The 20,765-nt window shown below is 68.2% G+C and carries 22 protein-coding genes; 12 read left to right on the forward strand and 10 right to left on the reverse strand.

Going from position 1 to position 20,765, the window contains the following annotated elements:
• Positions 1–74: 74 nt before the first annotated feature.
• A complete protein-coding gene (locus ACM6LU_RS19105) occupies positions 75–1,097 on the forward strand; it encodes a hypothetical protein (protein ID WP_414939053.1) in 1,023 nt (340 codons plus the stop codon).
• 221 nt (positions 1,098–1,318) lie between these two features.
• Here the strand turns inward: ACM6LU_RS19105 and ACM6LU_RS19110 are convergent, their stop codons facing one another.
• Complete coding sequence (locus ACM6LU_RS19110) at positions 1,319–2,080, reverse strand: TetR/AcrR family transcriptional regulator (protein WP_414939054.1); 762 nt, start codon at positions 2,078–2,080, stop codon at positions 1,319–1,321.
• A 69-nt stretch (positions 2,081–2,149) separates the two neighbouring features.
• On the opposite strand from ACM6LU_RS19110, the gene ACM6LU_RS19115 reads away from it, so the two are divergent.
• On the forward strand, positions 2,150–4,867 hold the full coding sequence (locus ACM6LU_RS19115; protein WP_414939055.1) for a DEAD/DEAH box helicase: 2,718 nt from the start codon (positions 2,150–2,152) through the stop codon (positions 4,865–4,867).
• On the forward strand, positions 4,864–6,024 hold the full coding sequence (locus ACM6LU_RS19120; RefSeq protein WP_414939056.1) for an SWIM zinc finger family protein: 1,161 nt from the start codon (positions 4,864–4,866) through the stop codon (positions 6,022–6,024). Before ACM6LU_RS19115 ends, ACM6LU_RS19120 begins: the two co-directional genes overlap by 4 nt.
• On the opposite strand, the gene ACM6LU_RS19125 is transcribed toward ACM6LU_RS19120, so the two are convergent.
• The 6 genes from ACM6LU_RS19125 to ACM6LU_RS19150 all read right to left on the reverse strand — a co-directional run bounded on the left by ACM6LU_RS19125 (position 5,961) and on the right by ACM6LU_RS19150 (position 10,430).
• Entirely contained in the window at positions 5,961–6,608 is a 648-nt protein-coding gene (locus tag ACM6LU_RS19125; RefSeq protein WP_414939057.1) for a DUF4865 family protein, read from the reverse strand. The two genes, ACM6LU_RS19120 and ACM6LU_RS19125, sit on opposite strands and share 64 nt — an antisense overlap.
• 28 nt (positions 6,609–6,636) lie before the next feature.
• Positions 6,637–7,068 (reverse strand): hypothetical protein, encoded by a 432-nt coding sequence (locus tag ACM6LU_RS19130; protein ID WP_414939058.1) that lies wholly within the window; start codon positions 7,066–7,068, stop codon positions 6,637–6,639.
• Between the two features lie 126 nt (positions 7,069–7,194).
• Positions 7,195–8,814, reverse strand: coding sequence for an acyl-CoA dehydrogenase family protein (locus tag ACM6LU_RS19135; RefSeq protein WP_414939059.1), 1,620 nt, complete (start codon positions 8,812–8,814; stop codon positions 7,195–7,197).
• Positions 8,798–9,403, reverse strand: a complete 606-nt coding sequence (locus ACM6LU_RS19140; RefSeq protein ID WP_414939060.1) for a TetR/AcrR family transcriptional regulator — start codon at positions 9,401–9,403, stop codon at positions 8,798–8,800. The genes ACM6LU_RS19135 and ACM6LU_RS19140 overlap by 17 nt, the downstream gene beginning before the upstream one ends.
• 32 nt (positions 9,404–9,435) lie before the next feature.
• A complete protein-coding gene (locus ACM6LU_RS19145) occupies positions 9,436–9,879 on the reverse strand; it encodes a peroxiredoxin family protein (protein ID WP_414939061.1) in 444 nt (147 codons plus the stop codon).
• 17 nt (positions 9,880–9,896) lie between these two features.
• Positions 9,897–10,430: an RNA polymerase sigma factor gene (locus tag ACM6LU_RS19150; protein WP_414939159.1), complete on the reverse strand. Its 534-nt coding sequence runs from the start codon at positions 10,428–10,430 to the stop codon at positions 9,897–9,899.
• A 150-nt stretch (positions 10,431–10,580) separates the two neighbouring features.
• On the opposite strand from ACM6LU_RS19150, the gene ACM6LU_RS19155 reads away from it, so the two are divergent.
• The 4 genes from ACM6LU_RS19155 to ACM6LU_RS19170 are packed head-to-tail and all read left to right on the forward strand — an operon-like array spanning position 10,581 to position 13,280.
• Positions 10,581–11,096, forward strand: a complete 516-nt coding sequence (locus ACM6LU_RS19155) for a DinB family protein (protein ID WP_414939062.1) — start codon at positions 10,581–10,583, stop codon at positions 11,094–11,096.
• 9 nt (positions 11,097–11,105) lie between these two features.
• On the forward strand, positions 11,106–11,873 hold the full coding sequence (locus ACM6LU_RS19160) for an NAD(P)-binding domain-containing protein (RefSeq protein WP_414939063.1): 768 nt from the start codon (positions 11,106–11,108) through the stop codon (positions 11,871–11,873).
• Entirely contained in the window at positions 11,870–12,628 is a 759-nt protein-coding gene (locus ACM6LU_RS19165; protein WP_414939064.1) for a putative protein N(5)-glutamine methyltransferase, read from the forward strand. The genes ACM6LU_RS19160 and ACM6LU_RS19165 overlap by 4 nt, the downstream gene beginning before the upstream one ends.
• A 10-nt stretch (positions 12,629–12,638) precedes the next feature.
• Entirely contained in the window at positions 12,639–13,280 is a 642-nt protein-coding gene (locus ACM6LU_RS19170) for a class I SAM-dependent DNA methyltransferase (protein WP_414939065.1), read from the forward strand.
• 1 nt (position 13,281) lies between these two features.
• Here the strand turns inward: ACM6LU_RS19170 and ACM6LU_RS19175 are convergent, their stop codons facing one another.
• Complete coding sequence (locus tag ACM6LU_RS19175) at positions 13,282–14,112, reverse strand: class I SAM-dependent methyltransferase (protein ID WP_414939066.1); 831 nt, start codon at positions 14,110–14,112, stop codon at positions 13,282–13,284.
• 610 nt (positions 14,113–14,722) lie between these two features.
• Here ACM6LU_RS19175 and ACM6LU_RS19180 point away from each other — a divergent pair.
• A complete protein-coding gene (locus tag ACM6LU_RS19180; protein ID WP_414939067.1) occupies positions 14,723–15,703 on the forward strand; it encodes a tyrosine-type recombinase/integrase in 981 nt (326 codons plus the stop codon).
• A gap of 1 nt (position 15,704) precedes the next feature.
• Here the strand turns inward: ACM6LU_RS19180 and ACM6LU_RS19185 are convergent, their stop codons facing one another.
• Positions 15,705–16,088, reverse strand: a complete 384-nt coding sequence (locus ACM6LU_RS19185; protein ID WP_414939068.1) for a hypothetical protein — start codon at positions 16,086–16,088, stop codon at positions 15,705–15,707.
• Between the two features lie 66 nt (positions 16,089–16,154).
• Here ACM6LU_RS19185 and ACM6LU_RS19190 point away from each other — a divergent pair, with 66 nt between their 5' ends.
• Positions 16,155–16,934, forward strand: a complete 780-nt coding sequence (locus ACM6LU_RS19190) for a glycerophosphodiester phosphodiesterase (protein WP_414939069.1) — start codon at positions 16,155–16,157, stop codon at positions 16,932–16,934.
• 70 nt (positions 16,935–17,004) lie between these two features.
• Here ACM6LU_RS19190 and ACM6LU_RS19195 read toward each other — a convergent pair whose 3' ends face one another.
• On the reverse strand, positions 17,005–17,712 hold the full coding sequence (locus ACM6LU_RS19195) for a transglycosylase family protein (RefSeq protein ID WP_414939070.1): 708 nt from the start codon (positions 17,710–17,712) through the stop codon (positions 17,005–17,007).
• Positions 17,713–17,946: 234 nt separating this feature from the next.
• On the opposite strand from ACM6LU_RS19195, the gene ACM6LU_RS19200 reads away from it, so the two are divergent.
• The 3 genes from ACM6LU_RS19200 (at position 17,947) to ACM6LU_RS19210 (ending at position 20,710) form a co-directional block, all read left to right on the forward strand.
• Positions 17,947–19,347: an MFS transporter gene (locus ACM6LU_RS19200; RefSeq protein ID WP_414939071.1), complete on the forward strand. Its 1,401-nt coding sequence runs from the start codon at positions 17,947–17,949 to the stop codon at positions 19,345–19,347.
• A 30-nt stretch (positions 19,348–19,377) separates the two neighbouring features.
• Positions 19,378–20,136 carry a thymidine kinase gene (locus tag ACM6LU_RS19205; RefSeq protein WP_414939072.1) on the forward strand — a complete coding sequence of 253 codons (759 nt, stop codon included), beginning with the start codon at positions 19,378–19,380 and terminating at the stop codon, positions 20,134–20,136.
• A 226-nt stretch (positions 20,137–20,362) separates the two neighbouring features.
• Positions 20,363–20,710: an RNA polymerase-binding protein RbpA gene (locus ACM6LU_RS19210; protein ID WP_005151365.1), complete on the forward strand. Its 348-nt coding sequence runs from the start codon at positions 20,363–20,365 to the stop codon at positions 20,708–20,710.
• The last annotated feature ends 55 nt before the right edge of the window (positions 20,711–20,765 follow it).

Here is a 20,765-nt window from a genome sequence, read left to right on the forward strand (position 1 = left end):
CCTATCGGCGGGACCTACGGTTCTTCCCGGCGTTGCCCGCTTCCCACCCCACGGGGCAGCGCTACCCTGCTGCGGTGATCGATACGGACGCCGACGAAGTCCGGCTGTGCGCGTTGGAAGGCTGCGAGAATCCCTTGCCCCCGCCCGCGGTGGACGCCGAGGGGAAACGCAAGGGCGGCCGGCCTTCGGCCTACTGCGGTAAGACGCACGCCGACGCCGCGTCGCGGGCCCGGCGGGCGGCCGCGGTGGCGAGTGTGGCCGATCCGCTGCTCGAGGTCCGCCGGATCGCCGACGAGTTCACCCCGGCGGCGGCGTCGCTCGTGGAGCTGCTGGACACGATGCGCGCCCGGTTCGACGACGCCGCCGGGGCGGCGCTGGGCCGGGTCACCGAAGCCGAGACCGAGGCGGCCACAGCACGGCGCGAGGCCGAGGACGCCCAGCAGGCTGCGGCGAAGGCCGACGCCGCCCGTGCGACGGCGCTGGCCGCGTCCCGGGACGACAAGATGGCCAAGGCCAAAGCGGAACGCACCGCCGAACAGGCCTTGAAGGACGCGGAGGAGACCCGCCAGCGTTCGTGGACCGAGGTCGCCGCCCACGAACGAGCCCGAGGCGCCGCGGAAGCCGCGACCGTCGCGGCCGAACGCGCCCGCGACGCGCTGGTCTCCGATCTCCGGACGCTGCGGGAGGACTTCGCGGCCGTCCGGGACGACAAAACGCGGCTGACCGCGGATCTGGGCGAGCGGGACACGGCGCTGGCACGCGCGGTGGCCGAACTCGAAGCCTTGCTGGACCGGCTCGACGAGGCGAAAGCCCGGGTGACGGTGTCCGAAAAGGACTGCGCCGCCGCACGGGAGGAATCCGCCGGCCTCCGGGGCGAGCTGGATCGCGTCCGGGGCGAGCTGGCGCGGGAGCACACCGTCCGCAGCCTGGCCGAGGCGCGGGCGGCGGCGCTGGGTGAGGAACTGGAGCGCGCGCAGGCCCGTGCGGTCGCGGATCAAGCGCGGTACGACGACGTCGTGCGGCAGCTGGCCGAACTCGCCCGCCCGGCGGCCGTCGTGGAGGAAGCTCCTGTGGCCGAGGAGCCGCCGGCCTCGTAAGTGGCGATTCGGGTCAGAGCCAATCGTGTCTCGAATACCTGCCGTCGGGCGGCACGTGTGCTCGAAGGGACGACTCGCGGCGGGACCGGCTGCGTCCGCGTGTCGTCCGTCCAGTCACGCGTGTCGTCCGTCTGATCACACGTGTCGTCCCCTCAGTCACGCGAAACCACCAACTCGCTGCCCTCATGAGTGGCGATCCGGCCGGGAACCTGAATCGCCGCTCATGAGGGCAGCAGCTGCTCGACCCCGTCCAGGATCCGTGCCAGCCCGAACCGGAAGGTGTGCAGGGGCGCGCTCGCGGCACCGTGCGCCGCCCCGGCCGCCTGGCCGATCCGTGCCGCCAGCGGGAACAGTCCCGCGTCGGCCTCCGGGATCTCCGCGAGCACCGGGGCGCTGGCCGTCCACCACTCCAGGTCCGTCAGCCCGGACCGCCGCACGAGGCTCGCCGATTCGACCGATCCGCGTGCGATGCCCTGGACGAACCCGTTGACCATCGCCACCACGGCGTCCATCTCCAGATCGGTGAGCCCGATCGCGTCGACGGCGCCCAGTTCGCGTTCGTGTTTGGCGAAAGTGTTCGGGCCGAGGGGGAGGCGGCTGGTGGTGAGCTGGAGCAGCCACGGATGCCGGTGGTACATCTCCCAGGCGTCCTCGGCGAGGATCGTCACGGTGACCCGCCAGTCGTGGCTCGGCGGCGGGTCGGTCAGCTCGCCGTGTACCCGGTCCATCATCAGGTCGAGGAGTTCGGCACGGCTGGGGATGTAGGTGTAGATGGCCATGGGGGAGACCCCGAGCCGTTCCGCGCCGCGGCGCACCGACAGCGCGGCGATCCCCTCCGCGTCCGCGAGTTCGATCGCGGCGGTGACGATCCCCTCGACCGTGAGCTTCGGCTTGGGGCCGCGGCGAGGCTTTTCCCGCACACCCCAGAGCAGTTCGATGGTCCGCCGTGGATCGCCCGTCCCGGTGTGGTCCGCGTCGCTCATCCCGCTTCTCTCTACAGTGTACAGAATTGTGTTATCCTGAAATGTACACCGTACAGAGATTGGGGCTGAGTGACGTCTCACGACGGTTTCGACAGTGTCGTGTTCGAACCAAAGAATCCAGCGCGGACCAGCGGATTCGTCTTCTGGAACGCCGACGGGCACATACCGGCCGCCGAGGAGGTGACGGTCGCCCTGCCGGAGATCCGGACGGTGCCGTGCGTCCGGCTCCCGATGGCCGAGGCGCTCCCCGCGCTCCTGCGGCTGCGCACGAGTGACGACCCTTCCGCGTGCTTCTGGAGCACAGCGGCCACGGCGGCTTTGAAGCTCGCCGAGGCGGGCAGGCTGCTTCCCGGCATCACGGAGTCCGATGTGGACGCCTGGCGCGCGGGGCCCTTGGAGCCCGCCGATGCCTACTGGCTGCGCGAGCTGTCCGAGGCGATGCCACCCACGGCACGAGCGATCCCGGGCGAGGGAAATCTGTTGCCCGCACGGTATCCGCTGCTGCGCGCGTTCCTCGACGCCGTGGCCGACACCCTTCCCCGGACACCCGCGGCCGCGCAGGCGGCCGGCGTCAAGCCCTTCGCCGCCCCGCCCTCGCACCGCGTCCCGCAGCTGCGGGACTGGGCGGCCGAGGTCGCGGCCGGGCTGGACTCCGGCGTCCGGGTCTCAGTGCGGATCGAGGCACCCGGAGACGACTTCACCAGCGGCCGGTTCAGCGGGGTCGTCCAGGTGCACAGCCTCGCCGATCCGGGTGTCCTGATCGACGCCGCCGCGTTGTGGTCGGGTGACGACCGTTTCGGCCCGCGGGCGCGGATCGACGTGATGCTGGCTCTGCGCCGCGCCGCCCAGCTCTGGCCACCGCTGGAACCCCTGCTCGGCGCGGCTGTCCCCGACGAGGTCGGACTCCGCGACACCGACGTCACCGAACTGCTCACCACCGCCGCGCCGCTGCTGGCCACCGCGGGCATCGACGTCCATTGGCCCGCAGAGCTCGCCCGTGACCTGAGTGCGAAAGCCGTCATCGGCGGCGGTGCCGCGCCACCGGACAACCTCCCGGCGTTCTTCTCCGGCGGCAAACTGCTGCAGTTCGACTGGCAGCTGGCACTCGGCGGTGCACCGCTCACCGCCGCCGAGATGGATACCCTGGCCGAGGCTCACCGTCCCGTCGTGCGGTTGCGCGATCAGTGGGTACTCGTCGACCCCGCACTGGCGGCGAAGGCACGGGACCGTGCCCTGAAACCGCTGACACCGATCGACGCGCTCGGCGCCGCCCTGAGCGGGACGGCCGAGGTCGACGGCGAACGCGTCGACGTCCTCACCGACGGCTGGCTCACCGCACTACGGGAACGGCTGCTCGCGCCACCCGAACCGCAGGCGCCACCGCCGGGTCTGGCCGCGACCCTGCGTGACTACCAGATGCGTGGCCTGCAGTGGCTCACCGCGATGACGTCGATCGGGCTCGGCGGCTGCCTCGCCGACGACATGGGGCTTGGCAAGACGATCACGCTGATCTCGCTCCACCTGCATCGCGCCGAAGGCCCGACGCTGGTCGTCTGCCCCGCCTCCCTGCTGGGCAACTGGGAACGCGAGATCACCCGGTTCGCCCCCGGCGTCCCGGTCCGGCGGTTCCACGGCACCGAACGCTCGCTCGACGAACTCGGCGACGGCTTCGTCCTCACCACCTACGGCACCTTGCGCGTCGACCCGGAACCACTGGGAGGCATCCACTGGGGACTGCTGGTCGCCGACGAGGCCCAGCACGTTAAGAATCACCGCTCCGGCACGGCGAAGGCGTTGCGGACGCTGACGTCGTCGGCCCGGGTGGCGCTGACGGGCACACCGGTGGAGAACAACCTCGCCGAGCTGTGGGCGATCCTCGACTGGACCACCCCCGGACTCCTCGGCACGATGGCCGATTTCCGCCGGGTGTGGGCGAAACCGGTCGAGTCCGGAAAGGACCCCGACGCCGCGGAGCGCTTGTCCCGGCTGGTCCGCCCCTTCCTGTTGCGGCGGCGCAAGTCCGATCCGGGGATCGCGCCGGAACTGCCCGCCAAGACCGAGACGGACAGGCCGGTCACGCTCACCACCGAGCAGGCTGCCCTGTACGAGGCGACCGTGCGCGAACTGATGGCCGAGATCGCCGTCAGCGACGGCATCGCGCGCCGCGGCCGGATCGTCAAGCTGCTCACCGGGCTCAAACAGATCTGCAACCACCCGGCGCAGTACCTCAAGGAACCGTCGGAAGCGGTGCTGGACGGCCGGTCCGGCAAGCTCGAACTGCTCGACGAACTCCTGGGCACGATCCTCGCCGAAGACGGCGCGGTCCTGGTGTTCACGCAGTACGTCGCCATGGCGCGGCTGCTCGAACGCCATCTCGCGCAGCGCGGGATCACCACGCTGCTGCTGCACGGCGGCACCCCGGTGCCCAAGCGTGAGGACCTCGTGCGCCGGTTCCAGGCCGGTGAGGTGCCGGTGTTCCTGCTGTCGCTCAAGGCGGCGGGGACCGGGCTCAACCTGACCCGCGCCGATCACGTCGTGCACTACGACCGCTGGTGGAATCCCGCGGTGGAGGACCAGGCGACCGACCGCGCGTACCGGATCGGGCAGACCCGCCCGGTGCAGGTGCACCGGCTCATCGCCGAGGGCACGGTCGAGGACCGGATAGCGGCGATGCTGCGGGAGAAGCGCGCGCTCGCCGACGCGGTGCTCGCCGGTGGCGAGGCCGCCCTGACCGAACTGACCGACGCGGAACTGGCCGATCTGGTCGAGTTGAGGAGCCGCCGATGAGTACGCCCGACGATCGCGTCCGCGGCTTCCCCGCCTTCGGGGCCCAAGGCGCGCGAGGCCAGTTCGCTCGCTCGTGGTGGGGCCGCGCGTGGGTCAGCGCGATGGAGGACACCGCACTGGACCTGCGGCAGCTCAAACAGGGCCGTAAGTACGCCGCGGCGGGCCGGGTCGGCCCGATCACGGTCAGCCCCGGCCGTATCGCCGCCGTGGTCGACGACCAGGATGGCCAGTACCGCACCGAGGTCCGGCTCGCGGAGCTGACCGGTATCGAATGGGACCGTTTCCTCGACCGGGTCGCCTCCCGTGCCGGGCATCTCGCCGCCCTGCTGGACCGGGACATGCCGCACGACCTCGTCGAGGCCGCCGATGACGCCGGGGTGCACCTGCTGCCAGGGATCGGCGACCTGGACCCGGACTGCGACTGCCCCGGCTGGGAACTGCCGTGCCGCCACGCCGCGGCGCTGTCGTTCCAGGCATCGTGGCTGCTCGACGCGGATCCCTTCGTGCTGCTTCTGATGCGGGGCAAGGGAGAGCGGGAACTCCTCGACGAGTTGCAGCGGCGCAACGCGCCTCGGTTCGTGCGCACCGGTGACGACGACACCCCGGCCGAGCAGGCCTACGCCGACGAACCGGGCCCGTTGCCGGATCTCGCCGGGTTCGTACCCGCCGGGGGCCCGACCGTGCCGGACGCACCCGGTATCCCGGCGGAGACCTTCGCCCTGCTGGCCGCCAACGCGAGCCAGGCTGCCGAGGCACTCCTGACGTCGCAGCCGAAGCTCACCCGCAAGCAGGACGCCGTCCGTCTCGCCGCGACCCGGCCGGAGACCGCCGACAGGCTGCGCCCGGCGGAGAGCGGGGAGAACTTCGACCGCGCGGTACAGGCGTGGCGGCACGGCGGCCGAGCCGGTCTCGAGGTCCTGGAGACCGTGTGGACGCCGCCGTCGCAGGCGATGGGCCGGGCACGAGCCGCCTTCACCGAAGTGATGGACGATCCCGGCGAGGGCCTGGACGTCGAACGCAACCACTGCAGCGTCCACGGGACAGGCGTGCAGGTGCGGCTGGGCAAGGACGGGCTGTGGTACCCATACCGGGATCAGTGGCCCGACGGCCCGCCCGAAGCCGATCCCGCCGCGCTGTTCGCCGCGCTGCTCGGCTGATCCCACTGCCGTCCTCGCCGCAGTTCAGACAGTTGCGGCGAGGACAGGTGGAGGATCCGGTACCGGATCTCGTCCGACTCCGGCGCCTCGTCACGCCACAGGCTGTAGCGCACTATTTCCCACCCACGTGGATCGACGGCCAGCGCACCGGAATGCGCGCCGTCCTGCCGCAGGTGCTCGCGAAGCCCGTCGAGCGCTTCGCCCAGGAAGGCGACAGGGTCGGTCTCGGCGGGGATCCGCTCGACGTGTTTTCCCGCCGCCACGGGGGGAGTGCCGAACGCCGGTCCCTCCTCGAATCCGAGCACGGTCCAGTGCTGCACCGCGGGACGCCCGAACGAGTCGATGATGCCGCTGAACGGCCCTCCGAACAGGAAGGCGTTCATCCCGTCCTGGTCGTGCCACAGGTAGAAGGGCGCGTACTGGTTCAGCGTCGAGCCGTCGACGCCGCGCTCACGGATCCCGTACACCTTCAGTCCCAGGCCGCCGAAGTCGTCGAGCAGATGCCCGCGCGTGGTGACGCGTTCGCGGATGATGCCCATGTCGTAGTCGGCGGGGAGGGTGATCTCGTACTGCATCGCATGCATGCCGTACATACTAGTAGGTACAGAACTGTCATTTCCTGCTGAGCCGGACGATTCCTTCCCCACCCTGCACCGCGACGACGACGATCACCTGCCGGTTAATCTGGTGCGCCATCCCCGGCGGACCGGACACCGCCCCGCCCATCCCACCGGACGCGGGGGCCAGACCCACCTTCCCCGCCTGGACCGTGACCGCCAGCGGCCCGGCCCCGCCGTCGTTGGGAATCTGCTCACCGGTCCGCACCAGCACCTCACACTCCCCGTCGGAGCAAGCTCTCAGATTCCGCCCGTCCGCCGCGACGAACGGCGCACCGGACGGGGCCGCGACCCCGTCCAACGGCCCGTTCTCCACCGGCGGGCTCGAACTCACCGCGGCGAAGATCGGCGTCGGCTGGGCCGTCGCACAACCGGCGGCGAACAGCGCCAGGGGAACCAGGGCCAGGCATCTTCGGCGATCGACCATGACCGACGAACGTAGCCGACGAACGCGTCGCTGGATGCACCCGAATTCCGCAATCCAGCGGCCGTTTGCACTGATCAGCGGCCCGGCCGGAGCACCACGTGGTCAGCCGAGCACCGAGTGTCGAACTCAGACCTCCGCACGGGCGATGATTGCCCGCGTGTCCACACCGGACGGAAGCGTCCCGAACGCGACACCCCAGTCGCCGCCCAGCCGTGACGCGCAGAACGCGTCCGCCACCGCCGTCGTCCCGTGCCGCACCAACAACGAGCCCTGCAACACCAGCGCCATCGACTCGACCAGCCGCCGTGCCCGGTACTCGATGTCCGACAGATCGGACAACTCCTTGCGCAGCCTGCCCACCGCGTCGTCCAGCCGCGCGTCGGCACCGGACGCCTGCTCGACCTCCGTGAAGTACGCCGCCACCGTCTCCGGCTGCTTCGCCATCGCCCGCAACGCGTCCAGCGCCGCGACGTTGCCCGAACCCTCCCAGATCGACATCAGCGGAGCCTCACGGTAGAGCCGCGGCATCCCCGACTCCTCGACGTAACCGTTGCCACCCAGGCACTCCAGCGCCTCCACCGCGTGCGACGGACCACGCTTGCACACCCAGTACTTCGTCACCGCCAGCCCCAGCCGCCGGAACGCCTGCTCCTGCTCGTCACCCGGCTGGTCGGTCGCCGCCGCCAGCCGCATCCCGACCGTCGTCGCCGCCTCGGACTCCACGACCAGGTCCGCCAGCACGTTGCCCATCAGCGGCTGATCCACCAGGTTCGCCCCGAACGCCTGACGATGCCGCGCGTGGTGAATGGCCCGCACGGCGCCGTACCGCATCCCCGACGCACTCCCGACCGCACAGTCCAGCCGGGTGTTGTTCACCATCTCGATGATGGTGCGCACGCCGCGGCCCTCGTCGCCGACCAGCCAGCCGATCGCGTCGTCGTACTCGATCTCCGACGACGCGTTGGACCGGTTGCCCAGCTTGTCCTTCAGCCGCTGCAACCGGATCCCGTTACGCGAGCCGTCCGGCAGGACACGGGGGAGGAGGAAACACGACAGCCCACCCGGTGCCTGGGCCAACGTCAGGAACATGTCCGACATCGGCGCCGAGGTGAACCACTTGTGCCCGACGATCACATAGCTGCCGTCACCCAGCGGCCGCGCCGTCGTCGTGTTCGTCCGGACGTCCGACCCGCCCTGCTTCTCCGTCATCGACATCCCGGCGATCAGCCCGCGCTTCGTACTCGGCTCGCGCAACCCGAAGTCGTACTCCGTCGACGCCAGCAACGGCTCGTACCGCTCGGACAGCTCGGGATTGAACCGCAACGCCGGCACTGCCGCGTACGTCATCGAAATCGGGCAGGTGTGGCCTGCGTCGACCTGACCCCAGACGTACATCTTCGCCGCCCGCGCCGCGTGCGCACCCGGCCGGGAATCCCGCCACGGCGCCGCGTGCAGCCCATAGGACACCGCGACGTCCATCAGGTCGTGCCAGTGCGGGTGGTACTCGACCTCGTCGATCCGATTCCCGACCCGGTCGTGCGTCCGCAGCACCGGCTCGTTCTCGTTGACCAGCCTGCCCCAATCCTGAACGTGTTCACTCCCGGCCAGCCTGCCGAGGGCGTGCACCTCCGCCACCGCCCAGCCGGCGCCCGCCCGCTCCAGCCCCTCCAGCAGAGCCGGATCAGCGGCGACGTCGTACTCCGCCAACGGCGGCACCTGGTTGGTGACCTCATGAGTGACCGGCATCGGAACCTCCCAAAGAACGCAGGACGAAAGTGCGCAGCCCGGACACCTCGTCCGCACTGCCGGTGGTCAACGGGCCGATCAGCACCTCGGCCGCCGCCCCGACGAGCGCCGCCGCGGTGACCTCCGCGTCCTGAGCCGGGAGCACCCCGGCACGGACGCCATCAGCCACGTGCTGGGCCACCACATCGCGGAACGCGCGCCGGAACACCAGCCGCTCGGCCTCGATCGGCGCGTCGACAGGCTCGGCCAGCAACGCGTACGCCATCCGCGGGGTCTTCAGCGCACGGCTCGCGAAGGTGTCGAAGACCGCCACGACCCGCTCCGCCGGTGTGCCAGGCCGCTCCGACACCGCGCGTACCGCCTCGACCTCACGCGTGACGACCTTCCGGAACAACTCCACGACCAGTGCGGCCTTGGTGGGGAAGTGGCGGTACACACTCCCCACCGCCACCCCCGCCCGCTCCGCGACCGCCGACACCGAACACCCCGCGTAGCCACGCTCGGCCAACTGCTCCATGGCGGCGGCGAGGACGGCGTCGCGCTGGGCGTCCAGTCGCTCCTGGACCTTCGGGGTTCGGCGGTACGACACTCAAGAAGTGAAGCATTGATTCACACCTTCAGTCAACGAGTCCGCACGAGTTCCTCCAGAGCACCGGCGATGCCCTTCCGGTCATAAGCGCCGGTGGGCATGGTCGCGGAGTGGGCGTGCCGGACCACTCCATCCCGGTCGACCAGCAGGCTGCCGGACTGCTGCAAGGAACCGAACACCTTCTTCGTCAACCCGACAGCCTCATGCGGGGAACCACTCCGACCTGTCACTACCTGCAGCGACAGCCCACGCTTGGCCCGCCAAGCCGCAGCTTCCACCCGGCCCTCGGGAACGGCGACCAGGACCCGCACACCAGCGAGCTTCGCGAGGTCCCTCACATGGCTGTTGCAGACAGGACACGTGGTCGAGCGCATGAAATACAGCAGCAGATTGTCCGTGCCGCGGTGATCCGAGAGACGCACGACCTGCCCGGCAGTGTCCTCCAGGGCAGGGACCGTGGAACCGATTTCGAACATGACGACTCCTCGAGAGATCAGGGAACGGGGTTGCCGAGAAGGTCACGGACCGCCGCCCGCGCCCGATGCAGCCGGGACTTCATCGCGGCCGTACTCAAGCCGAGCGCGTCGGCGACCGCCCGGCCCGAATACCCCTGGATGTCACGCATGATCAACACGCGACGCTGGTCAGCGGGCAACTCGGCGATCACCGCCGCCACCCGCCGCGCCTCCAGCCGCCGCAGGACGTCGTCCTCCGCCGAGACCACCGCGTCCGACCACCCCAAGTCGTCCCCACGCAACGCCCGCCTCGCCCGGCGCAGGCATTCGTTGCGCACGATCCGGAACATCCACGACGCCAGCGCACCGGAAGCCCGCAAGGTGCCGATCCTGCGATACAGGATGATCAGCGCCTCCTGCGCGGAATCCTCCGCGTCCTCCGGCGAGGCACAGAGCGAGCGCGCGAAACGCTGCACATGCGGATGAGACCCCGAGACCAAAGCAGCGATGGCGGCCTCGTCCCCGCCCTGCGCGGCCACGATCAAAGACTCCCTCGGCCACTCGGCCTGCACGGCGACCTCCTCAAGCACCGGGCTTGTCCCGACCCCTACAAGAGCAGCCATCCAGGCCAAAGGATTCAGCCGTACACACGTGACCCCGCTCACGCCCCCAACACGCGACTCACCACCAGCCCGACGCCACCCGATGGCATGATCGCCGCTATGACATGGACCGCCCCCGAGGTGACCCGCCCGTCCGGCGACACCGCCGCCGACGAGCGCATTCTCCTGCCATCGCTCCTGGCCTGGCACCGCAACACCTTCCTCGGCAAACTCGCCGGCCTCACCGGAGAACAACTCGCCCAGGCGTCGGTCCCGCCCTCGAACCTCACCCTCCTCGGCCTCATCCGCCACCTCGCCAAGGTCGAACGCACCTGGTTCCGCCTGCGCTACGCCGCACAGGACATCGAACCCCTCTACGACCCCTCCCTCGGCAAGGACCACGACTTCGAGGTCATCGACGCCACCAAAGCCGAAGAGGCCTACAACACCCTCCTCGAGGAAATCCGCCTCGCTGACGAAGCCGCCGCCAACGGATCCCTCGACGACACCCTCGACCTCGACGGAAACCCGTTCTCGCTCCGCATGCTCTACGTCCACATGATCGGCGAATACGCCCGCCACAACGGCCACGCCGACCTCATCCGCGAACGCATCGACGGCACCACCGGCGCCTAGGAAGTGACCATGGAATACGGATTCATCGGCGCGGGTGAGATCACCGCCGCCATCGTCGAAGGCCTCAGCAAGGACATCGCCGACCCGCCCTCGATCTACCTCTCGCCACGCAGCCGCAGCGTCGGACAAGAACTCTCGGCACGCTTCGCCAACGTCAAAGTCTGTGACAACAACCAAGCCGTCGTCGACAGCTCCACCACGATCATCCTCGCCGTCCGCGCGCCGATCGGCGAAGAAGTCCTCCGGGACCTCACCTTCCGGCCCGAGCACGTCCTGATCAGCGCACTCGCCGGCGTCCGTCTCGACCAGCTTCGCGACTGGGCCGCACCAGCAGGCGACGTCGTCCGCAGCATCCCACTGCCCCCGGCCGCCCGCCGCCAAAGCCTCACGGCCATATACCCCGACAACACCGAAGCCCGAGCCCTCTTCGACAGCATCGGCGGCAGCGTCGTCCCCGACGCGGAAAAAGACCTCGAGATCTTCAGCGCCGCCACGGCCACCTTCGCCGCCCACCTCGACTACCTCGGCACCATCGCCGCCTGGATGACCGACCAGGGCATCGAAGACACCACCGCGACCACCTTCACCAGCCACATCTTCGGACAACTCGGCCAATCCCTGCTCTCGCAGACCGGCTCCCTCGAAACCCTCACCGGCAAACACATGACCCCCGGCGGGCTCAACGAACACTTCCTCACCGACCTGCGCACCCACGGCGTCCCCGACACCGTCCGGAACGCCCTCGACGGGATCCTCACCAGACTGCGCGACAAATGACGATCGTCGACAGACTCCGCGCAGCCGGATGCGTCTTCGCCGAAGACGAAGCCCGGCTCCTCAGCACCGAAGCCCGCACACCCGCCGAACTCGACGCCATGGTCCAACGCCGCACCGACGGCGAACCCCTCGAAGTCATCCTTGGCTGGGCCGAATTCCACGGACTCCGCATCGCCGTCGAACCCGGCGTCTTCGTGCCACGCCAACGATCCGAACTCCTCGTCCGCCACGCCGTCACCCTCGCCGGCCCCGGAGCGGTCGTCCTCGACCTCTGCTGCGGCACCGGCGCACTCGGCGCCGCCATCGCCGCCGAACTCGGCGAAATCCGGCTCTACGCGGCTGACATCGAACCCGCCGCCGTCCGCTGCGCCCGCGCCAACGTCGCCAAAGCCAGGGGAGAGGTTTTCGAAGGCGACCTCTACGAACCCCTCCCCGCGTCGCTACGAGGCCACGTCGACCTCCTCGTCGTCAACGCCCCGTACGTCCCCACCGACGCCATCGCGATGATGCCGCCCGAAGCACGCGACCACGAACCCCGCATCGCACTCGACGGCGGGCAAGACGGCGTCGACGTCCATCGCCGTGTCGCCGCCGAAGCTCCACAATGGCTCGCACCCGGCGGGCACCTGCTGATCGAAACCGGGGAGAGCCAGGCCTCGAACACAGCGGAAGCCATGGCACACAACGGATTGACCCCCGAAGTGATCACCGACGACGAGCTGTACGCGACGATTGTTGTCGGTGCCGGGGGATAGGGTCCCCGCCATGACCGACTACGTCCACATGACCCGCACCGCCTACGACACGGTCGCGGCCGACTACGCCGAACTCCTCCGCGGCCACCTCGCCGGATCCATCTGGGACCGAGCCGTCCTCGGCGCGTACACGGAACTCGTCCAAACCGCGGGCGGCGGACGCGTCGCCGAGATCGGCTGTGGACCCGGCCGCATCACCGAACACCTCCACGGACTGGGGCTCGACATCCACGGCGTCGACCTCTCGCCGGAGATGATCGCCGTCGCCCGGAAGTCGTACCCCCACCTGGACTTCCAAGTCGGGGAGATGCCCGGTTTGTCCATCGAGGACGGTGCGCTGGCCGGCGTCGTCGCCTGGTACTCGATCATCCACACCCCACAAGAGCGGCTGCCGGAGATCTTCGCCGACTTCCACCGGATCCTCGCCCCGGGAGGCCATCTGATGCTGGCGTTCCAGGTCGGCGACGAGATCCGCCACATCGAGCACGCATACGGACACGACATCTCGTGCGACGCCTACCGGCTGGCACCGGACAAGATCGCCGGACAGCTGGGGGAGGCGGGGTTCACCATGATCTCCCAACTCGTCCGTGAACCATCCGAAGAGTTCGAAAGCACACCGCAGGCGTACCTCATCGCCCGCAAGCAGTAGGTCATGGACGCCGAGCCTCGACGAGCCAGGCCGCCGAGTCGTAAAAGACGCCTCGGCCGGTCTGGTGCTCGGCGAGATCGGCACGCAAGGCCTCGATAGCCTTCGCACGCGGGGCCTCGTCCAGATCGCTCAACCGCCCGCCGTGCTGCTCGATGACGAACTCGGCCGCGTCATCGACGTCCCGGCCGAAATACATCGGCTTGTTCACCGCGGTCGACCGGACATCGGTGTACCCGGCGGAGGTCAGCAGTTCTTCGGTTTCGAGCGGGTCGCTGAGCGCGAGATTCGAGGACGGCGGCACCTCACGACCGGCCGCGAAGATCGTCCGGAAAGTGGTGATCCATTCGTTGAGCCCCAACGGTTGCCAAATCAGCAGTACGAGACGGCCGCCAGGACGCGTCGAACGGGCCAGGTTGGCGAACGCGGCCAGGGGAGTACCGAAGAACATCGATCCATGCCTGCTGATCACCACATCGAAGCCCGCCTCAGGGAACGGATGGACCTGAGCGTCCAGCTGTTCGAAGGCGACGTTGGGAACACCTTCCTGATCGGCGAGCCGACGAGCGAGGCCCAGCATCTCGCTGGAGAGGTCCACACCGAGCGCCGAACCGGCAGAGGCTTGCCGCGCCACGTCCCGCGTCGTCTGCCCGGCGCCACAGCCGACGTCGAGAATCTTGTCGGTCGGCTGGATCCCAGCCGCGGCGAAGAAGGCGTCACGGTAAGCGGCGACGCCGTCGTTGATTCGCTGAGCGCGCTTCGCCCACAGCGCGCCGTCCTCACCGTCCCACGCCTTCAGCATCCGCTCGTTGGACGGATCGACGTACACAGACATTTCGGCTACCCCCAAGTTTGATCTCGGGGAAGACCCTAGCGCAGCCCGTCCTGACACTTACTTGACATAATGTACATTATCGGCACTTTGGTCGGCCTGGACAATGAGCCTCAAGAGGGGTCTCTGGCAGGGTGCTGAAGGGGCCTTTCGTCGCATGTCATGAGGGGAAAGCTCCCTTCGTCGCGTGACATGCGGGCATGGTTCCCTTCAGCTCTCCCTGGACCAGCGGCCCCTTAGCCTCCCGAAGCGGCCAGGACGCCCCCGGCGACCCGAAACAGATGGTCCGATCACCCAAGCTTATTACGTCACTGTGACGAATCAATCCAGGCGTTCTTGGTCGTTGATAATCAATGGAGGCTTTCAGCTGCAGTGTGCCTTGTTGGCTCGCCTGGTCAGACGGCCCACCTTAAGTCCGAGGTCTTCCGCTGGCCCGTGCGTTACGAAAGGGTCATTCAGGACAAACGTCAGAAGAACCCATTTCTGACACTTCGGGAACCTTCGAGCGGACCAGGATCCCCCGCGAGAAGCTTCCGGGCCCATCACTCCGTTTCATGCATAATCGCTATTATGCATGAAACAGGATATAACTTAGTGTAAGACTGTCGGTGCCATGCGGTACAAGATCCTTATGAGGGTTTCCGAGGCACAGCAAGCCTTTTTCGCCGCACGTCGTCCCCGTAAGGATTCTCCTCACACCACTGACGCCTACCGCCGCGACCTCGCCGGCATCACCAGTCTTCTGCTCCGCGAGTCGGGCCGCTCCCCCGACGACCTCACCGTCGAGATGCTCACGGCCCAGTCGCTCCGGAACGCCTTCGGTGCCTTCGCGGACACTCACGCCAAGAGTTCGGTCCTGCGTGCGTGGTCGACCTGGAACCAGTTCCTCACCTTCTGTGTGTCCGACGGGCTGCTCGCGGGCAACCCGATGGGTGCGGTCGCCCGGCCTAAGGCACCGCCGCTGACGCCGAAACCGTTGCGGGGTGAGGAAACCCCGGAACAGTTGCTCGCGGCCGCCGCTGATGGTTCGCGCCGGACGCGGGATCCGTGGCCGGAGCGGGACGTACTGGTGATCGCGCTCGGCCTGGTCGCCGGACTGCGTGCCGCGGAGATGCGAGCGCTGACGGCGCGGTCGCTGGTCGGACGTCAGGGTGAGATGCGGTTGCACGTCCACGGCAAGGGAAGCCGCGATCGATCGATTCCGGTGCAGCCGATCATGGAGAAGATCATCGAGGAGTACTTGGCTTCCTGCCGCCGTCGCTTCCCACAGCAGCGGTTCGGGCCCTCCACTCCCCTCCTGCGGGATCGTGCCGGCGAGCCGATCGGCCGCGGTGCGCTGGAGTACCTCGTCAAGTCCTGCTATCGGTGGGCGGGTTTGCACGACCGCGTGCCGGTCGGGGCGAACCTCCACGCGTTGCGGCACACCTTCGCGACTCGGCTGGCCGAGGATGGCGCGACGGCGTCGGAGATCATGGCGCTGCTGGGGCACGCAAGCCTGGCGACCAGTCAGAACTACATCGAGGCGACGGGACGGGAGCAGCGGGCGGCCGCCGCGAGCAATCGGACGTATCGGGCGCTCGATGGGATCGTGTAGGTCAGCGGAGCTGTTCGAGGTCCTTGGCCGCTTGGGCGATTTCGTCGGCGAGGCCGCGGAGTTCGGCCAAGGACGCTCCATCGTCGGCCGCGGTGACGATGTCTTCGGCGGCGCAGCGGAGTTGGAAGAGCCGGTCCTGCAGGACGGCGATCTCGGTGTCGGAGAGGACGACGGCGTCTTCGGGGAGGCCGCTGCGCTGGAGTGCGGTGCGGCGTTCGTAGGCTCGCTGGCGACAGGATTGCCCACAGTAACGGCGGCGCCTGCCGACGTTACCGCCCTGTTCGAGCCGGCGGCCGCACCATCCGCAGTGTTTGGGTGCCCCCGCGCGGCGTAGCTCGGACACCTCTTCGGCGGACGTCTTCGGGTGCTCGGCCACTTCCCTCACGGTTCAGACCCTAGCTGGCCACTGGACGATCATGCCGGGGCCACGACCGAAGTGCACACTAGTGGGGTGCCGACACATTTTCCGTACCTCGCCGACCCACTACCGCGTGCCTTCGCCCATCGGGGCTGGCACCTCGGTGACCTGGAAGGACTGGAGAACTCTCTGCCGGCTTTCCAGCAGGCGGTGACGGAGGGTTATCGCTATCTGGAGACGGATGTGCACGCGACGTCGGACGGTGTGGTGGTCGTGCATCACGACGAGTCTTTGGACCGGGCGACTGACGGCGCGGGGTTGATCTCCCGGCAGACGTGGGCGCAGCTGCGGAACGTCAAGGTGGGCGGCCGTGCGCCGTTGTCGCGGTTGGAGGACGTCCTGGAGGCGCTGCCGGAGGCGCGGTTCAACATCGATGTGAAGTCGAACCAGGCGGTGGTGCCCTTCGTGCGGACGATCGAGCGGAGCGGGGCGCGCGATCGGGTCGCGGCGGCGTCGTTCTCCGATGCGCGGCTGGCGCGGATCCGGAAGCTGGCGGGTCCGAAGCTGGTGACGGCGATGGGGCCGCGTTCGGTGGCGGTGATGTGGGCGAACGGGTTTTTGCCGCTGGTGCCGTTGCGGGCGTTGGCGCGGGGTGCGATGGCGCAGGTGCCGGTGCGGCAGGGGCGATTGAAGGTGGTGGACCGGGCGTTCCTGCGGCAGGCGACGCGGGCGGGTTTCGAGGTGCACACGTGGACGGTGGACGATCCGGCGGAGATGCGGTTGCTGCTGGATCTGGGGGTGCACGGGATCGTGACGGATCGGCCGGATCTGCTGCGTGAGGTGCTTCAGGAGCGGGGCGCCTGGCCGTCCTGATCCCCGCGTTTAGTCCTCTAGTTGCGGTTTGACTCGCAACTAGAGGACTAAACGCGATGGGTTGGACGGGCTACCGGGGTGGTTTGCCGTTCCAGGCGGCGTCCCAAGTCTTGGGTCCGAGGCGGCCGGAGTCGTTGATGCCGTTGGCCCGCTGGAGGGCGAGGACGGCTTCGCGGGTCTTGTCGTAGTAGCAGCCGGTGCCGGTGAAGCCGTAGCCGTAGGCGTTCATTCGCAGTTGGAACACCTTGAGTGGTGGCGCGCAGTCGCCGTAGGCGTAGACGACGCCGGGCCAGGCAGGCTTGGGGCCGCCGGGCGGTGCGGGCGTCGGCTTCGGTTTGGGCGGGGGTGGCGGGGCGGGCTGTCCTCCCCCGCCGATGTAGGCCGAGTCGTCGTAGGACGGGACGCGTTTGCTGCGGGCGTCGCCGTCGTTGCGGAAGCCGAGTTTGCCGGCGCATTCCCAGGGTTGCCAGCCGCGCATGCGGTAGAGGTAGAGGGCCCGGTAGTCCTGTTCGCGGGGGCTGGCCTGGTCGGGTCTCCCCTGGCCGCCGACGCTGCGCCAGGTGGGCAGGTCGAACTGGTAGGCGCCGTAGTAGCCGTTGCCGGTGTTGATGTTGTAGCGCCCGCTCGATTCACACATGCGGAGCTTGGCCCAGTGGGAGCCGTGGGGATCCGCGGCGGCGGATCCGGTGGTGGCGATCTGCAGGCCCGTCACGGCGAGGGCGAGCAGGAGCGTTCTCGCCACTACGCGGTGTGCTGTGCGAAGGCGATGGGTCCTCATGAGCGGAACAGTAAGTACCGGTCACTTGCTTCACAAGCGTCACACCTTGCCCACCAGCCTCACATGAAACACACGTGGTTCGTGTCAGCGACACGCCGACGAAGGTCTGGGAGGTTGCCGGGAAGGGTTCGTCTCGCGTCGAAACGAACACGGTCCGGACTCGTGCCGGACATGTGGCTGTGATCACCAGTAGTCTCCCGCTGACCTCGACGTTCTCGACTTCAGGAGCAGTGCATGACGGTGGCCGTGACCCGTGAACGCAGGCGGGTGTGGCGGGCTTGGTACCTCTACGACTGGGCCAATTCGCCGTTCTATTCGTCGGTCATCACGGTGTTCGGAGCGCTCTATTTGAGCGAGATCGCGTCCGCGGATGCCAAGGCAAATTTCACCCTTAATGGGGACAGAGCGTGCACCGATTCGAGTGGAGCTTCGAGCACTCTGCAGAACTGCGACGTCTCGTTGTTCGGGCTGCATTTCCCGGCGGGGTCGCTGTGGGGGTATCTGCTGTCCATCGCGACGGTGACGCAGGTGCTGGTGCTGCCGATCGCCGGCGCGATCGCGGACCGGAGCAGGCATAAGCGGCGGATCCTCGGCGGGTTCGCGTTCCTGGGCGCGGTGGCGTCGGCGCTGATGTTCTTCATCTCGGGGACGAACTGGGAGGTCGGGGTTTGGACGTTCATTCTGGCCAACATCGGTTACGGCGGTGCGCTGGTCGTCTACTACTCGTTCCTGGTGGACATCGCGGAGCCTGATGAGCGGGACGCGGTGTCGTCGAAGGGGTGGGCGTTCGGGTATCTCGGCGGTGGCCTGGCGCTGGCGCTGCAGCTGGGGTTCTTCATGGGCCACGAGACCTTCGGGGTGAGCGAGGGGCTGGCCATCCGTATCTGCTTCCTGACGTCGGGGATTTGGTGGGCGGTGTTCACGTTCCCGGCGGTGCGGGCCCTCCCCCGGACTCATGTGCCGAAGTCGGCGGAGCGGGGCCTGTCGGTACTGACGGCCGGGTTCAAGGAGTTGAAGCGGACGATCGGCGAGGCGAAGGCCTATCCGCTGACGCTGGCGTTCCTGGGGAGCTATCTGGTCTTCACCGACGGGATCACGACGGTGGTGGCGGTGTCGGCGCAGTACGGCAAGGACGAGTTGAAGTACAGCACTCAGGTGCTGATCGTCACGATCCTGGTGATCCAGTTCCTGGCGTACGCCGGGGCGATGATCCATGGGGCGATCGCGGCCCGGATCGGGGCGAAGAAGACGATCCTGGGCAGTTTGGTGGCCTGGGTGGTGGTGTTGTGCTTCGCGTTCTTCATCGAGGCGGGGCAGCCGTTGCAATTCTACGCGGTGGCGGTCGGGATCGGGCTGGTGCTCGGTGGAACGAACGCGTTGTCGCGGTCGTTGTTCGGGCAGATGATCCCCGAGGGGAAGGACGCGCAGTACTTCTCGTTGTACGTGGTCGGCGAGCGGGGGACGTCGTGGCTCGGCCCCCTGTTGTTCGCCGCGGTCGGGCAGATCACCGGTTCGTTCCGGTACGCGATCATCGCGCTGGTGATCTTCTTCGTGCTCGGTTTCGTGTTCGTGTGGCTGGTCCCGGTGCGCCGGGCGATCGAGGCGGCGGGCAACCGACCACCGGCGGTGCTGTGAGGCGGGAGCGTGCCGATAGGGTCGAGCGTCGTGACCGTACTGAAGGAGAGTGGCCCGGATCCCACGGACGCGTTGTCGTCGGTGCCGGTGGCGGGTTCACGGCGGGGTGTGCCGGTCGTCGGGAAGTTGAAGTTCTGTTACGGGCCGATGGACTGCGGGAAGTCGACGCTGGCGTTGCAGATCGACCACAACCATGCGCGGCAGGGTCGCCGCGGGATGGTGCTGGTGCGGCATGACCGGTCCGGTGAGCCGCAGATCACCAGCCGGATCGGGCTGACACGTAAGGCGACCGAGGTGGGAAGTGAGACCGATCTGCGGTTGCTGGTGCGTGAGCAGTGGGCGGCGGGGCGGCACGTGGACTACTTGATCGTCGACGAGGCGCAGTTCTTGTCGCCCGATCAGGTGGATCAGCTGGCTGAACTGGCCGATGACGTTCAGATCGACGTGTACTGCTTCGGGATCGCGACGGATTTCCGGAGCGTGTTGTTCCCGGGTGCGGCGCGGTTGTTCGAGCTGGCGGACGAGCTGCAGCCGGTCCAGGTCGAGGTGTTGTGCTGGTGCGGGCAGACGGGACGGTTCAACGCGAGGGTGTCCGACGGTGAGGTGTTGCGCGCCGGGGACACCGTTGTGGTGGCGGATACCGAGCAGTTGCTAGTTGAATCTTCACCAGTATCACGTTCCGAGGGTGAGATGAACACGGTCCGTTATCAGGTATTGTGCCGTCGACACTTCCGACTGGGTGACCTGGGGCCCACCTCGGCTCAACACGGTCAGTTACGGTTGACGTGACAGGCGTACTACTAGCCCATCTGGGGGATATCCGCACCAAGATGGCCGTATTGACGTCACGCCAGAGCGCGAAATCACTCCTACTAGGAGAAGCTGTTGCCACCGGGTGATGCAGCTCATCGTGAGCAAGGACATGGTGTCCAGGGAATCTCCTGGCCTCCTTCGTCGTTGCATAGGGTGAGCATCACCCTGGCTCCACCCGGAGCTGACTGAAAGGACCCCCATCATGGCCGACCGTGTTCTCCGTGGAAGCCGGCTGGGAGCGGTCAGCTACGAGACCGACCGCAACCACGACCTCGCGCCTCGGCGCACCGTGCGCTACGCCTGCCCCAAGAACCACGAGTTCGAGGTGCCTTTCTCCGACGACGCCGAGATCCCTTCGGTGTGGGAGTGCAGGCTGCACGGCAGCGAGTCCGAGATCGTGGACGGCGGACAGCCGGAGCAGAAAAAGGTCAAGCCCCCGAGGACGCACTGGGACATGCTCCTGGAGCGCCGCTCGATTCCGGAGCTCGAAGATCTGCTCAACGAACGTCTCGCCGAGCTGAAGGGACGCAGGACCACCCGGTCCGCCTGACGCACGGCCAAGTAGCTAGCCCCACCTCGAACACAGCGAAGCCCCCGCGACCTCC

Origin of the sequence: Amycolatopsis sp. cmx-11-51, assembly GCF_047608665.1 — a bacterium.
Lineage (GTDB): Bacteria > Actinomycetota > Actinomycetes > Mycobacteriales > Pseudonocardiaceae > Amycolatopsis.

Coding starts and splice junctions, on each gene's coding strand:
- ACM6LU_RS19110 (WP_414939054.1), bottom strand. CDS start 2,080: ATGAGCGACGCGGACCACACCGGGACGGGCGATCCACGGCGGACCATC.
- ACM6LU_RS19120 (WP_414939056.1), top strand. CDS start 4,864: ATGAGTACGCCCGACGATCGCGTCCGCGGCTTCCCCGCCTTCGGGGCC.
- ACM6LU_RS19125 (WP_414939057.1), bottom strand. CDS start 6,608: ATGCATGCGATGCAGTACGAGATCACCCTCCCCGCCGACTACGACATG.
- ACM6LU_RS19130 (WP_414939058.1), bottom strand. CDS start 7,068: ATGGTCGATCGCCGAAGATGCCTGGCCCTGGTTCCCCTGGCGCTGTTC.
- ACM6LU_RS19135 (WP_414939059.1), bottom strand. CDS start 8,814: ATGCCGGTCACTCATGAGGTCACCAACCAGGTGCCGCCGTTGGCGGAG.
- ACM6LU_RS19145 (WP_414939061.1), bottom strand. CDS start 9,879: ATGTTCGAAATCGGTTCCACGGTCCCTGCCCTGGAGGACACTGCCGGG.
- ACM6LU_RS19155 (WP_414939062.1), top strand. CDS start 10,581: ATGACATGGACCGCCCCCGAGGTGACCCGCCCGTCCGGCGACACCGCC.
- ACM6LU_RS19160 (WP_414939063.1), top strand. CDS start 11,106: ATGGAATACGGATTCATCGGCGCGGGTGAGATCACCGCCGCCATCGTC.
- ACM6LU_RS19165 (WP_414939064.1), top strand. CDS start 11,870: ATGACGATCGTCGACAGACTCCGCGCAGCCGGATGCGTCTTCGCCGAA.
- ACM6LU_RS19170 (WP_414939065.1), top strand. CDS start 12,639: ATGACCGACTACGTCCACATGACCCGCACCGCCTACGACACGGTCGCG.
- ACM6LU_RS19175 (WP_414939066.1), bottom strand. CDS start 14,112: ATGTCTGTGTACGTCGATCCGTCCAACGAGCGGATGCTGAAGGCGTGG.
- ACM6LU_RS19180 (WP_414939067.1), top strand. CDS start 14,723: ATGCGGTACAAGATCCTTATGAGGGTTTCCGAGGCACAGCAAGCCTTT.
- ACM6LU_RS19195 (WP_414939070.1), bottom strand. CDS start 17,712: ATGAGGACCCATCGCCTTCGCACAGCACACCGCGTAGTGGCGAGAACG.
- ACM6LU_RS19200 (WP_414939071.1), top strand. CDS start 17,947: ATGACGGTGGCCGTGACCCGTGAACGCAGGCGGGTGTGGCGGGCTTGG.
- ACM6LU_RS19210 (WP_005151365.1), top strand. CDS start 20,363: ATGGCCGACCGTGTTCTCCGTGGAAGCCGGCTGGGAGCGGTCAGCTAC.